The 12,125-nt window shown below is 64.7% G+C and carries 12 protein-coding genes; 4 read left to right on the top strand and 8 right to left on the bottom strand.

Annotation, left to right across the window (positions count from 1 at the left end; genetic code table 11):
- Positions 1-2: 2 nt before the first annotated feature.
- From ACPRTJ_RS08590 to gpmI, 4 genes are all read right to left on the bottom strand, one after another.
- Positions 3-776: a divergent polysaccharide deacetylase family protein gene (locus ACPRTJ_RS08590; RefSeq protein ID WP_426428577.1), complete on the bottom strand. Its 774-nt coding sequence runs from the start codon at positions 774-776 to the stop codon at positions 3-5.
- On the bottom strand, positions 776-2,095 hold the full coding sequence (locus tag ACPRTJ_RS08585) for a S41 family peptidase (RefSeq protein ID WP_043862202.1): 1,320 nt from the start codon (positions 2,093-2,095) through the stop codon (positions 776-778). The genes ACPRTJ_RS08590 and ACPRTJ_RS08585 overlap by 1 nt, the downstream gene beginning before the upstream one ends.
- An 89-nt stretch (positions 2,096-2,184) precedes the next feature.
- Entirely contained in the window at positions 2,185-3,471 is a 1,287-nt protein-coding gene (locus ACPRTJ_RS08580) for a murein hydrolase activator EnvC family protein (protein WP_043862201.1), read from the bottom strand.
- Between the two features lie 177 nt (positions 3,472-3,648).
- Entirely contained in the window at positions 3,649-5,184 is a 1,536-nt protein-coding gene (gene gpmI, locus ACPRTJ_RS08575) for a 2,3-bisphosphoglycerate-independent phosphoglycerate mutase (RefSeq protein WP_043862200.1), read from the bottom strand.
- Positions 5,185-5,398: 214 nt separating this feature from the next.
- On the opposite strand from gpmI, the gene ACPRTJ_RS08570 reads away from it, so the two are divergent.
- Genes ACPRTJ_RS08570 through secB form a run of 3 tightly spaced genes read left to right on the top strand, consistent with a single transcriptional unit; the run spans position 5,399 to position 6,594 of the window.
- Positions 5,399-5,815: a rhodanese-like domain-containing protein gene (locus ACPRTJ_RS08570; protein WP_426428574.1), complete on the top strand. Its 417-nt coding sequence runs from the start codon at positions 5,399-5,401 to the stop codon at positions 5,813-5,815.
- A 1-nt stretch (position 5,816) separates the two neighbouring features.
- Positions 5,817-6,071 (top strand): glutaredoxin 3, encoded by a 255-nt coding sequence (grxC, locus tag ACPRTJ_RS08565; RefSeq protein WP_043862198.1) that lies wholly within the window; start codon positions 5,817-5,819, stop codon positions 6,069-6,071.
- A gap of 34 nt (positions 6,072-6,105) precedes the next feature.
- Positions 6,106-6,594 carry a protein-export chaperone SecB gene (gene secB / locus ACPRTJ_RS08560; protein ID WP_043862197.1) on the top strand — a complete coding sequence of 163 codons (489 nt, stop codon included), beginning with the start codon at positions 6,106-6,108 and terminating at the stop codon, positions 6,592-6,594.
- Positions 6,595-6,643: 49 nt separating this feature from the next.
- On the opposite strand, the gene ACPRTJ_RS08555 is transcribed toward secB, so the two are convergent.
- Positions 6,644-7,099 (bottom strand): tRNA (cytidine(34)-2'-O)-methyltransferase, encoded by a 456-nt coding sequence (locus ACPRTJ_RS08555; protein WP_043862196.1) that lies wholly within the window; start codon positions 7,097-7,099, stop codon positions 6,644-6,646.
- On the opposite strand from ACPRTJ_RS08555, the gene ACPRTJ_RS08550 reads away from it, so the two are divergent.
- Positions 7,098-7,535, top strand: a complete 438-nt coding sequence (locus tag ACPRTJ_RS08550; RefSeq protein WP_058541653.1) for a hypothetical protein — start codon at positions 7,098-7,100, stop codon at positions 7,533-7,535. The genes ACPRTJ_RS08555 and ACPRTJ_RS08550 overlap by 2 nt on opposite strands.
- 271 nt (positions 7,536-7,806) lie before the next feature.
- Here ACPRTJ_RS08550 and ntrC read toward each other — a convergent pair whose 3' ends face one another.
- From ntrC to glnA, 3 genes are all read right to left on the bottom strand, one after another.
- Positions 7,807-9,243 (bottom strand): nitrogen regulation protein NR(I), encoded by a 1,437-nt coding sequence (ntrC, locus tag ACPRTJ_RS08545; protein ID WP_043862194.1) that lies wholly within the window; start codon positions 9,241-9,243, stop codon positions 7,807-7,809.
- Positions 9,240-10,325: a nitrogen regulation protein NR(II) gene (gene glnL / locus ACPRTJ_RS08540; protein ID WP_043862193.1), complete on the bottom strand. Its 1,086-nt coding sequence runs from the start codon at positions 10,323-10,325 to the stop codon at positions 9,240-9,242. Before glnL ends, ntrC begins: the two co-directional genes overlap by 4 nt.
- Positions 10,326-10,708: 383 nt before the next feature.
- A complete protein-coding gene (gene glnA, locus ACPRTJ_RS08535; RefSeq protein WP_043862192.1) occupies positions 10,709-12,115 on the bottom strand; it encodes a glutamate--ammonia ligase in 1,407 nt (468 codons plus the stop codon).
- Between the last annotated feature and the right edge of the window lie 10 nt (positions 12,116-12,125).

Genomic DNA, 12,125 nt, shown 5'->3' with positions numbered 1-12,125 from the left:
CCTCACTGGCCGCCGGCGCTGGCGCGATAGCGCCCGCCGGCACCGTGGGCCGCCATCGCCTGGTTGCTGCGCAGGGCAATCATCTGGTGGATCTCGACCCACTCGATGCCCTGCGCCTTCAGGCGAGGCAGCTCGCGTTCGAGCACCTCCAGGGTTTGCGGGTAGGGGTGGCCGATCAGTACAGCCGAGCCCTGCCGGCGCGCCAGCTCCACGGCGATGCGCAGTTGCCCGGCAATCGCCTCGGGGGTGCGCACGTCATCCAGGAACACATCCCGCGACAGGCTTGCCAGCCCCTGTTCCTGCGCCTTGGCCGCAGCGACCGTGGCGGCGCTGGTGCGGCTGTCGACAAAGAACAGATGGCGGCGCTGCAACTCGCCCATCAGCCAGGCCATGGGCAGCGGCTGTGCAGTCATGCGGCTGCCCATGTGGTTGTTGATGCCGCTGGCATAGGGCACCTTGGCCAGGGCTGCGCCCAGGCGTTGTTCCAGCTCCGGCAGCGGGGTATCCGGGTGCCAGGCGTAGGGGCCGGTGGCCGGGTCCATGGGCATGTGCAGGATCACCGTCTTGCCGGCCTTGTGCGCCTGGCGGGCGAACGCGGTGGCGTGCGGGGTATCGGGCATGATCGCGAGGGTGACCGGGCCGGGCAGGGCCAGGGTGCGCGCATCTCGCGCAGGGCTCTGCCCCAGGTCGTCGATGATCAGCGTGAGGTAGGCCTTGGCCGGCGCCGCGTGTGCGGTACCGGCCAGGCAGAGCAGGGCGAACAGCAGATGGCGCATCACTTGCCGCTGGTGATGCTCAGGCCCTTGAGCAGGTTCAGCGCCTGGCTGAGCTGGAAGTCGTCGTCCTGCGGACGGTCCTTCTTGCTCGCGGCCTTGCCCGAAGGCCGGTCGGCGCCGCCGTTGCCGTTGCCCAGGTGACCTTGCAGGTCGGCTTCCTTGAAGTTGTCGTTGTCCTGCTCGCTGGTGATCTTGGCGCGGCGCACCTCGATGTCCGGCACGATGCCCTGGGCCTGGATCGAGCGGCCGTTGGGGGTGTAGTACAGCGCGGTGGTGATCTTCAGGGCGCGGTCGTTGTTCAGCGGCAGCACGGTCTGTACCGAGCCCTTGCCGAAACTGTCGGTGCCCATCAGTACGCCGCGCTTCTGGTCCTGCAGGGCGCCGGCGACAATCTCGGAGGCCGAGGCGCTGCCGCCGTTGATCAGCACCACCAGCGGCACGCCTTCGCTGGCATCGGCCGGGTCGGCCGAGAAGCGCAGTTCGGAGTTGGCGATGCGGCCCTTGGTGTACACGATCAGGCCCTTGGTCAGGAAGTGGTCGGCCACTTCGACGGCGGCCTGCAGCACGCCACCGGGGTTGTTGCGCAGGTCCAGCACCAGGCCGCGCAGTTTCTTGCCGTTGTCCTTGCGCAGCTTGGCCAGGGCCTTGCCTACCTCTTCGCCGGTCTTGACCTGGAACTGGGTGATGCGGATATAGCCGTAGCCGTCCTCGAGCAGCTGCGACTTGACGCTCTTGACCTGGATGACCGCGCGGGCCAGGGTCACGTCGAACGGCGTGCCGCCGTCGCGCACCAGGGTCAGGGTGATCTTCTGGCCGATCTTGCCGCGCATCTTGTCGACCGCCTCGGTCATGGTCTGGCCGCGGGTCGGCTGGCCGTCGATCTTGACGATCAGGTCGCCCGCCTCGATGCCGGCACGCGAGGCCGGGGTGTCGTCGATGGGCGATACCACCTTGACGAAGCCGTCCTCCATGCCCACTTCGATGCCCAGGCCGCCGAACTCGCCGCTGGTGCTCTCCTGCAGCTCCTGGAAGTCTTCCGGGCCCAGGTAGGCGGAGTGCGGGTCGAGGTTGCTGAGCATGCCCTTGATGGCGTTTTCGAGCAGGGTCTTGTCGTCCACCGGCTCGACATAGGCGGCCTTGATGCGGTCCATCACCTCGGCGAAGGTGCGCAGCTCTTCCAGCGGCAGCGGCGCCTGGGCAGTGACCGTGGTCGGTGCCACCGTGGCTGGCTTGGCAGGCTCGGCCGCGTGGGCCAGTGGCGCGCCGATGACCAGGGCAATGGTCAGGGCCAGCGAGGTAAGGCGAGGCGTATGCAGCATGTCGAACGAACTCCTGATCCTGGTTTTGCCCCCGGGGGAGCGTCGCTGGCACCGGTTGGCGGGGCTAGCGTGAAATGAACGATGTGCCCCTATCCCTGGGCACGGCACCATTGTGTCGGGTCGCTCGGGCGGCCTTGCTGGCGAATCGCGAAGTACAGGGCGGCGGTGTCCTGGCCGCCGCTGTTGCCGACGGTGGAGATCGCCTCGCCCGACTTGACCACGTCGCCGGCATTCTTGAGCAGGCTCTGGTTGTGCCCGTACAGGCTCAGGTAGCCGTTGCCATGGTCGAGAATGACCAGAAGTCCGGCGCCGCGCAACCAGTCGGCGAACACCACGCGCCCGCCATGCACCGCATGTACCTGGCTGCCGGCGGAGGCGCTGATCATCACCCCGTCCCACTTGGCTCGCGAGTCGTCGCCGCGGGTTTCACCAAAACGTGCCAGCAATCGACCATTGACCGGCCATGGAAGTTTGCCCCGTGCTGCAGAAAAAGCGCCGCCGAAGGTGGCGCCGTCGCTGGAAACCAGCGGCCCGGGCACTGCCCTGGGCTTTTTCGGGGTGGCGTCCTGGTTGGCGGCCAGGGCTTCGCGCTGGCGCTGCTTCTCGGCTTCCTGGGCGGCCAGCAGGGCCCGCTGACGCGCCTCTTCGGCTTCGCGCGCCTGGCGTGCCAGGGTCTGCTCGATGGTCTTGAGCACCTGGGCGAGGTCGGCCTGGTCCTGTTCGCGGGCGGCCAGCTTCTGGTCGCGTGCCTTGACGTCGCTGTTGAGCTTGGCCAGCACCTGCTGGCGCTCGGCGCGGACCTTTTCCAGGTCCTGGCGCTGGGTTTCGAGGGTGCCTTGCTGGGCCAGCAACTGGGCCTGCTGCAGGGCGATGTCCTTTTCCACATTGGCCAGCTGGCGCAGGGTCTCGTTGAAGCTGCGCAGCTGCTCCAGGCGGGCCTGGCTCAGGTAGTCGTAATAGGTGAGGGTGCGCGCGAACTTCTCGGGGTTCTGCTGGTTGAGCAGCAGCTTGAGGTATTCCTCACGACCGTTCTGGTAGGCCGAACGGGCCTGGATGGCGATCAGGCGTTGCTGTTCAACGCGGGCGCTCTGGAGTTTTTTTTTCTCTTTGTCGAGGCGCTCCAGCTCGCCTTCAGTCTTTTTTAGTTCCTGCTGCAGGGCCTCCACCTGCTTTTGCAGCTTGCCGATTTCGGTTTCGGTGCCGCGCAGGTCTTTCTGCACGCCGGACTTTTCCTGCTGCAACTGGCCAAGCAGCTTTTTCAGCTCGGCAATGTCCTGGCGCGTGGCGTCCAGTTGCTGCTGGGTTTGCGCGCGCTCGTCGGCGAATGCCGGGCCGAACAGGCAGGTCAGGGCTATGAGGATAAGTGCGCGAAGCATGGAGTAGGCGGAACCCAGGATGGAGACTGGCCTAGTATGCCCGCCATGGCGATCAAAAAAAACGACCTTCAAGCGGGATGCGATTCAGCTGCCTGTTTCAAGCTGCACGCCGCAAGAGGCGCAGCGCACGTGGCGCTGGCTCCTGCAGCTTGAACCGTGCAGCGTAGGGCGTGCCGTTCAGACGTCTACGAGAATCGAAGTACCGGTCATTTCGGCCGGTTTTTCCAGGCCCAGCAGCTTGAGCATGGTCGGCGCCACGTCCGCCAGCACGCCGCCTTCACGCACCTTGAGGTTGCGCTTGCCGACATAGATGAACGGCACCGGCTCGGTGGTGTGGGCGGTGTGGGCCTGGCCGGTGCACGCGTCTTCCATCTGCTCGACGTTGCCGTGGTCGGCGGTGATCAGCGCTTCGCCACCCACCTTGTCGAGGGCCTCGACGATGCGGCCCACGCACAGGTCCAGGGCCTCCACGGCCTTGACCGCAGCGTCGAACACGCCGCTGTGGCCGACCATGTCGCCGTTGGCGTAGTTGACCACGATCACGTCATAGCGCTGCTGTTCGATGGCCTCGACGATGCGGTCGGTGACCTCCGGCGCGCTCATTTCCGGCTGCAGGTCGTAGGTGGCGACCTTCGGCGACGGGATCAGGATGCGCTCTTCGCCTTCGAACGGTTCTTCGCGCCCGCCGGAGAAGAAGAAGGTGACGTGGGCGTACTTTTCGGTTTCGGCGATGCGCAGCTGGGTCTTGCCCTTCTTGGCCAGGTACTCGCCCAGTACGTTGTTCAGGCTGCCTGGGGCGAACGCCGCCGGGGCGGCGATCTTGGCCGAGTACTGGGTCAGGCCGATATAGGCGGCCAGTTTGGGCAGGCGTGCGCGCGGGAACTCGTTGAAGTCCGGCTCGACGAATACCCGCGACAGCTCGCGGGCGCGGTCGGCGCGAAAGTTCATGAAGATCACCGCGTCGCCGTCCTCGACCCTGACGGCCTCGCCCACGCGGGTGGCCTTGACGAACTCGTCGCTCTCGCCGCGTGCATAGGCGGCTTCAAGGCCGGCGGTGGCGGTGCTGGCGCTGAATTCGGCGGTGCTGTCGACGATCAGGTTGTAGGCGGCGCTGACGCGGTCCCAGCGGTTGTCGCGGTCCATCGCGAAGTAACGGCCGATGAGGCTGGCGATGCGGCCCTTGCCCAGGCGGGCGAAGGTGGCGTCGAGCAGTTCGATGGAAGACTGTGCGCTCTTGGGCGGGGTGTCGCGGCCGTCGAGGAAGGCGTGCAGGTAGATCTTCTCGGCGCCACGTTGCGCGGCCAGTTCGGCCATGGCCACCAGGTGGTCCTGGTGGCTGTGCACGCCACCATCGGACAGCAGGCCGAGGATGTGCACGGCCTTGCCGGCACCGGCAGCCTTGTCCACGGCGTCGCACAGCACCGGGTTCTGGAAGAACTCGCCATCCTTGATGGCCTTGGTCACGCGGGTGAAATCCTGGTACACCACGCGCCCGGCACCCAGGTTCATGTGGCCGACTTCGGAGTTGCCCATCTGCCCGTCGGGCAGGCCCACGTCCATGCCCGAGCCCGAGATCAGGCCGTGCGGCTGGGTGGCGCGCAGGCGGTCGTAAACCGGCGTGGTGGCCGAATAGATGGCGTTGTATTCGTGGCTTTCGCTGTGACCGAAACCATCCAGGATGATCAGGACCAAGGGTTTTGGCGTGCTAGTCATCTATCCCACTCGCGCTTTTGTCAGGTGATAAAGACACGCATTTTAGGGCAAATTGGTCAGCAGTGACGAATTAACCTTGCGCGCCCGCCATTGCCGCCCGACGGGTAGCAGCCCGGCAATGAGAATTACTGTCGACAACCAGTGCCGGTGGGCTTTGGCCGGCCTTGGGTGCTGTGTATACTGCCCATCATTTTTAACGGCCCGGAACCCTCTGATGGTTGCTCACCTGATCGAATTCGCGACATCTCACTATCTGCTGGTTGGTATCTTCGTCGTTCTGCTGGTCCTGCTGATCGTCACCGAAGCGCGCAAGGGCGGCCGCAGCCTGAGCAACGGCGAACTGACCGCGCTGGTCAACGCCGACAAGGGCCTGGTCATCGATATCCGTGCCAGCAAGGAGTTCTCCGCCGGGCACATCGTCGGCGCGCTGAACATCCCGCAGGACAAGTTCGCCGCGCGTATCGGCGAGCTGGAAAAGCACAAGGCGACCAAGACCCTGATCGTGGTCGACAACCTGGGCCAGCATGCCGGCGCCGTGTGCCGCGACCTGCTCAAGGCCGGCTTCAACGCCGCCAAGCTGTCGGGCGGCGTGTCGAGCTGGAAGGCCGATAAGCTGCCGCTGGTGAAGTGACATGAGCAACGTCATCGTCTACTCCAGCGACTACTGCCCTTACTGCTCGCGTGCCAAGCAGCTGCTGTCCAGCAAAGGTGTGGCCTTCGAAGAGATCAAGGTCGATGGCAAGCCCCAGCTGCGCGCAGAGATGAGCCAGAAGGCCGGCCGCACCTCGGTGCCGCAGATCTGGATCGGCAGCACCCACGTCGGCGGTTGCGACGACCTGTTTGCCCTTGAGCGCGCCGGCAAGCTCGACGCGCTGCTCAAGGCCTGAATTCCCTACAAGACCCTGCAAAGAAGGATCTGTCATGACTGAAGAACAGAACAACGGCGCTGCGGCAGCCGACGAAAGCTCCCCGCAATTCTCCCTGCAGCGCATCTATGTGCGTGACCTGTCGTTCGAAGCGCCGAAAAGCCCGGCGATCTTCCGCCAGCAGTGGGAACCGAGCGTCGCGCTGGACCTGAACACCAAACAGAAAGGCCTGGAAGGCGATTTCCACGAGGTCGTGCTGACCCTGTCGGTCACGGTCAAGAACGGTGAAGAGGTTGCCTTCATCGCCGAAGTTCAGCAGGCGGGTATCTTCCTGATCAAGAACCTCGACCCGGCTTCGATGAGCCACACCCTGGGCGCGTTCTGCCCGAACATCCTGTTCCCGTATGCGCGTGAAGCGCTGGACAACCTGGTGACCCGTGGTTCGTTCCCGGCCCTGATGCTGTCGCCGGTGAACTTCGATGCCCTGTACGCGCAAGAGATGCAGCGCATGCAGGAAGCAGGCGAAGCGCCTTCGCTGCAGTAAGCTGACTGCGGTACGTTGAAAGCGCCCTTCGGGGCGCTTTTTTCATGCCTCAGGCAAAACCTTGCTGGCGCCAGGCTTCGTACACCGCCACGGCCACGGTGTTGGACAGGTTCAGGCTGCGGCAGCCTTCACGCATGGGCAGGCGCAGGCGCTGGTCGCTGCCCAGCGGGTCGAGCACTTCGGGCGGCAGGCCACGGCTTTCGGGGCCGAACAGAAAGGCGTCGCCGGGGGCGAAGGCCACGTCGTGAAACGGCCGCGAGCCCTTGGTGGTGAAGGCGAACAGGCGCGGGTTGCCCAGGCTCTCGAGGCAGCTGGGCAGGTCGCTGTGGCGCTTGAGGGTGGCGTACTCGTGGTAATCCAGGCCCGCACGGCGCAGGCGCTTGTCGTCCAGTTCGAAGCCGATCGGGTCGATCAGGTGCAGCTGGCAGCCGCTGTTGGCGCACAGCCGTATAATGTTGCCGGTATTCGGTGGAATTTCCGGTTGAAAAAGGATGACGTGAAACATGCACGGCTCCGAGCATAAAGATGACGAGCATTCTACCCCCGAACCGGACCCGCGTTCGAAACTGTGGCCGCGGGTGCTGTTCTCCATGGCCCTGTTCGGCATGCTGGTGGGCCTGATGATCGGCCGCCTCACCGCGCCTGAACCACGGGTACTGGAGCGGGTGGAGGTGGTGGCCGATGGCCTGAACCTGTGGTTCAACGAAGAGCCGCAACTGCATGGCGAGGAGGTCGAGGGCACGCTGGCGCTGGTGTTCCAGGCCAGCGGGCGGAGCCAGAAGGGTCAGTTGCAGTTGGCGGGCAAGCCCGTGAGCTGGCGCCTGCAGAACAGCGACCAGGGCCTGTTGCTGAGCCTGGTGGCGGCCCGGCCGCTGCGCGGCGACTGGGCCGGCGAGCCGGTGCAGGGCCGCTGGAGGGTGCAGGTGAAACTGCACGAATAAAAGAGGGGATTCCCCGGCCTGCCTGTACCAAGGTCCCCAAAACTGGGTTGTGCTTAGGTATATGCAGGGGGTGTGCCAAGTTGGCCTGGGGCAATGGAACCAGGGGTTTTGCAGGGTTTGATGCGGTTGTGAGGGGTGTTTTTGCCTTCAGGCGGTGCAGCGGGGGCAGGCATGGTGCAGCAATGGGGCAAGCCGTTCGCCGGCAAGGCCGGCTCCTACAGGTACGGCGGCGTTTGTAGGAACCGGCCTTGCCGGCGAAGAGGCCCCTGAGTCAGGCCTCGTCGTCGCCCTCGTCGTCCCCGCCGTCGACCTTCATGCCCAGTTCCTTGATCTTGCGCGTCAGGGTGTTGCGCCCCCAGCCCAGCAGCACCGCTGCATCGCGCCGCCGCCCGGCGGTGTGCTTGAGCGCCGTCTCGATCATGATCCGCTCGAAACTCGGCACTGCGCTGTCCAGCAGGTTCGACTGGCCACGGCTCAGCGCCTGGTCGGCCCACTGGCGCAGCGCCTGCTCCCAGTTGGTCACCGGCGCCGCGTCCTGCGGCAGGTTCAGCAGCTCCGGCGGCAAGTCGCCGATATGCACCTCGCGCCCCGAGGCCATCACCGTGATCCAGCGGCAGGTGTTCTCCAGCTGGCGCACGTTGCCCGGCCACGGCAGGTTGCGCATGAACTCCTCGGTCTCGGGCTTGAGCAGCTTGGGCTCCACCGACAGCTCCTGCGCCGCACGCCCCAGAAAGTGCCGGGCCAGGGTCGGGATGTCTTCGCGGCGGTCGGCCAGGCGCGGGATGTGGATGCGGATCACGTTCAGGCGGTGGAACAGGTCTTCACGGAACTTGCCGGCCTGCACCAGGGTTTCCAGGTTCTGGTGGGTGGCGGCAATGATGCGCACGTCCACCTTCACCGGCACATGCCCGCCCACCCGGTAGAATTCGCCATCGGCCAGCACGCGCAGCAGGCGGGTCTGGGTGTCGGCCGGCATGTCGCCGATCTCGTCGAGAAACAGCGTGCCGCCGTCGGCCTGCTCGAAACGCCCGCGGCGCAGGTTGGCCGCGCCGGTGAACGCGCCCTTTTCATGGCCGAACAGCTCGGATTCCATCAGGTCCTTGGGGATCGCCGCCATGTTCAGCGCGATGAACGGCGAGGCGGCGCGCGGGCTGTGACGGTGCAGGGCGTGGGCCACCAACTCCTTGCCGGTGCCCGATTCGCCGTTGATCAGCACGGTGATGTTGGAATGGCTGAGCCGGCCGATGGCGCGAAACACCTCCTGCATGGCCGGCGCTTCGCCGATGATTTCCGGGGTGCGGGTCAGCGCCTGGGGCTCGGCCATGCCCTGCTGTTCCTGGGCGTGCTGGTTGGCGCGCTTGACCAGCGACACCGCCTCGTCCACGTCGAATGGCTTGGGCAGGTACTCGAACGCGCCGCCCTGGTACGAGGCCACGGCGCTGTCCAGGTCCGAGTGCGCGGTCATGATGATCACCGGCAGACGCGGGTGCTGCTCGCGGATCTGCGCCAGCAGGTCCAGGCCGCTGGCACCGGGCATGCGAATGTCGGAGATGATCACGTCCGGCTGCTGGCGGGCCAGGCGGCTCATGACCCCATCGGCACTGTCGAAGCTCTGGGTGGTCATGCCTTCCTGTTGCAGGGCTTTTTCCAGGACCCAACGGATGGAGCGGTCGTCGTCGACGATCCAGACGGTTTCGCTTCGGCTCATGAAGAAGTGGCTCCTTGTTCCAGCGGCAGGAAGATCGAGAAGGTGGTGTGGCCAGGGTGGCTGTCACATTCGATCAGGCCCTGGTGCTGGCTGATGATGTTCTGGGTGATGGCCAGGCCCAGCCCGGTACCGTCCGGGCGACCGCTGACCATGGGATAGAAGAGGGTGTCCTGCAGTTCCGCGGGTATACCCGGGCCGTTGTCGATGATTTCGATGCGCGCCACCAGGCGGTGGCGGGTGTGGCCGATGGTGAACTGGCGCATGGCGCGGCTGCGCAGGGTGATGCGGCCCAGGCGCAGCTCGTTCTGCCCGCTGATGGCCTGCATGGCGTTGCGCACGATGTTGAGCACGGCCTGGATCATCTGCTCGCGGTCCACCAGCACGTCGGGCAGGCTCGGGTCGTAGTCGCGCACCAGGGTGATGCCGCCCTGGCTTTCGGCCTCCACCAGGCTGCACACGCGCTCGAGCACTTCGTGGATGTTGGTCATGGCCAGCGACGGCAGTTTGTTGGAGCCGAGCATGCGGTCGACCAGGTTACGCAGGCGGTCGGCCTCTTCGATGATGACGTTGGTGTAGTCCTTGAGGCCGTTGTCGGGCAGTTCGCGGGCCAGCAGCTGCGCGGCGCCACGGATGCCGCCCAGCGGGTTCTTGATTTCGTGGGCCATGCCGCGCACCAGCATCTTGGTGGTTTCCTGCTTGGACAGCTGCGCCTCTTCCTTGGTGATGCGCAGCAGGCGGTCGCGCGGGTGCACTTCGAGCAGCAGCAGGGTGCGGCCGTGGTTGAGGATCGGGGTGACGGCGTAGTCGACGGTCAGGGTCTGGCCGGTGAGGGCGGTGAGCATGGCTTCGCGCTTGGTGAACGGGTGCGCGTGCTCCACGGCCTGGCGCAGCGAGTTGAGCGCTTCGGTCGATTCGGTGAACAGCTCGCTGATGAACTGCCCGTGGCTGCGCTGGCCGCTGATGGCCAGGAGCATTTCCGCTGCCGGGTTCATGTACTCCAGGCGCAATTCGGCATTGAGCAGAATGGTGGCAGTGGTCAGGTTGTCCAGTAGCAGTCGGTGCAGTGCATCGCTGATGGTCATGGGGCGTCGTTGACCTCTTTTGGCACAGTACCGCCCTGATCGGGGCCAGGGTGGCGCGCGCTGGTAATCGGCTGATGCCAGGAAAATGCAAGAACCAAACCAAGGCTCCGAAAAGAAGCGCAATTCCCTGAAACCGGGCCTTGGCTGCGCAAAAAATGACTGGGTTAACAGGTTGCAGGCTGTTTTTGAACCAAAATGGGCTGTTGGTGCAGGGGTAGCGCTGCCTTGTGCACCATTGTAGAGCACTGCTGACTTCATCGCGGGTCAAGCCCGTTCCCACTGGTTTGTAGCAGCGGCTTGACCCGCGATGAAGTCAGCGCAAAAAAAAGGCCTCCCGAATGGGAGGCCTCTCTCGTTACGCCGCGTGAGCGAGCGTCACTGGCTTAGCAGCTGTAGTACAGCTCGTATTCCAGTGGGTGTACGAAGGTGCGCACCTTGATTTCTTCTTCGCTTTTCAGGGCGATGTAGGCATCGATGAACTCGTCGGAGAACACGCCGCCCTTGGTCAGGAACGCACGGCCCTTGTCCAGCTCTTCCAGGGCTTCCTTCAGGCTGCCACAGACCTGCGGGATCTCTTTGGCCTCTTCAGGCGGCAGGTCGTACAGGTTCTTGTCGGCGGCATCGCCTGGGTGGATCTTGTTCTGGATGCCGTCCAGGCCGGCCATCAGCAGCGCAGCGAAGGCCAGGTACGGGTTGGCCGCCGGGTCCGGGAAGCGCGCTTCGATACGGCGGGCCTTGGGGCTCGACACGTAAGGAATGCGGATCGAGGCAGAACGGTTGCGTGCCGAGTAGGCCAGCATGACCGGGGCTTCGAAGCCCGGGACCAGACGCTTGTAGGAGTTGGTCGACGGGTTGGTGAAGCCGTTCAGGGCCTTGCCGTGCTTGATGATGCCGCCGATGAAGTACAGGGCGGTATCGGACAGGCCGGCATAGCCTTCGCCGGCGAAGGTGTTCTTGCCGTCTTTCCAGATCGACATGTGCACGTGCATGCCCGAGCCGTTGTCGCCGTATAGCGGTTTTGGCATGAAGGTAGCGGTGCGGCCATAGGCGTCGGCAACGTTGTGCACGACGTATTTCAGGGTCTGAACTTCGTCAGCTTTTTTCACCAGGGTGTTGAACTTGACGCCGATTTCGTTCTGACCGGCAGTCGCCACTTCGTGGTGGTGCACTTCGACGACCTGGCCCATTTCTTCCAGTGCGTTGCACATGGCAGTACGGATCTCGTGGTCGTGGTCGAACGGCGGAACCGGGAAGTAGCCGCCCTTGACGCCTGGACGGTGGCCCTTGTTGCCACCTTCCACGTCCTGGTCGGACATCCACGAGCCCTGCTCGGAGTAGATCTTGAACATCGAGCCCGAAATGTCGGACTTGAACTTCACTTCGTCGAAGATGAAGAACTCAGGCTCAGGGCCTGCGAATACGGTGTCGCCGATGCCGGTGGAGCGCAGGAACTCTTCGGCCTGCTTGGCGATGGCGCGCGGGTCGCGGTCGTAGCCTTGCATGGTCGACGGTTCGATGATGTCGCAGACCAGGATCAGGGTCGGCTCTTCGGTGAACGGGTCGAGCACGGCGGTGGAGTCGTCCGGCATCAGGATCATGTCGGAGGCTTCGATGCCTTTCCAGCCAGCGATGGAGGAACCGTCGAACATCTTGCCGGCTTCGAAGAAGTCGTCTTCCAGCGCGTCACGGGCTGGCATGGTGACGTGGTGCTGGGTGCCCTTGGTGTCAGTGAAGCGCAGATCAATCCATTTAACGTCATGATCTTTGATGAGTTGAACCGACTTCGACATGGTGTCCTCC

The sequence above is a fragment of the Pseudomonas palmensis genome (assembly GCF_049942755.1).
GTDB lineage: Bacteria > Pseudomonadota > Gammaproteobacteria > Pseudomonadales > Pseudomonadaceae > Aquipseudomonas > Aquipseudomonas palmensis.
The sequence above is the reverse complement of the archived record's forward strand: the minus strand, read 5'-3'. Positions and strand labels throughout refer to the sequence as shown.

What these genes read in the sequence shown, in the direction of transcription:
- ACPRTJ_RS08580 (WP_043862201.1), bottom strand. Translation starts at nt 3,471, where the DNA reads ATGCTTCGCGCACTTATCCTCATAGCCCTGACCTGCCTGTTCGGCCCG.
- gpmI (WP_043862200.1), bottom strand. Translation starts at nt 5,184, where the DNA reads ATGACTAGCACGCCAAAACCCTTGGTCCTGATCATCCTGGATGGTTTC.
- ACPRTJ_RS08585 (WP_043862202.1), bottom strand. Translation starts at nt 2,095, where the DNA reads ATGCTGCATACGCCTCGCCTTACCTCGCTGGCCCTGACCATTGCCCTG.
- ACPRTJ_RS08555 (WP_043862196.1), bottom strand. Translation starts at nt 7,099, where the DNA reads ATGTTTCACGTCATCCTTTTTCAACCGGAAATTCCACCGAATACCGGC.
- ACPRTJ_RS08570 (WP_426428574.1), top strand. Translation starts at nt 5,399, where the DNA reads ATGGTTGCTCACCTGATCGAATTCGCGACATCTCACTATCTGCTGGTT.
- ACPRTJ_RS08550 (WP_058541653.1), top strand. Translation starts at nt 7,098, where the DNA reads ATGCACGGCTCCGAGCATAAAGATGACGAGCATTCTACCCCCGAACCG.
- grxC (WP_043862198.1), top strand. Translation starts at nt 5,817, where the DNA reads ATGAGCAACGTCATCGTCTACTCCAGCGACTACTGCCCTTACTGCTCG.
- glnA (WP_043862192.1), bottom strand. Translation starts at nt 12,115, where the DNA reads ATGTCGAAGTCGGTTCAACTCATCAAAGATCATGACGTTAAATGGATT.
- ACPRTJ_RS08590 (WP_426428577.1), bottom strand. Translation starts at nt 776, where the DNA reads ATGCGCCATCTGCTGTTCGCCCTGCTCTGCCTGGCCGGTACCGCACAC.
- ntrC (WP_043862194.1), bottom strand. Translation starts at nt 9,243, where the DNA reads ATGAGCCGAAGCGAAACCGTCTGGATCGTCGACGACGACCGCTCCATC.
- secB (WP_043862197.1), top strand. Translation starts at nt 6,106, where the DNA reads ATGACTGAAGAACAGAACAACGGCGCTGCGGCAGCCGACGAAAGCTCC.
- glnL (WP_043862193.1), bottom strand. Translation starts at nt 10,325, where the DNA reads ATGACCATCAGCGATGCACTGCACCGACTGCTACTGGACAACCTGACC.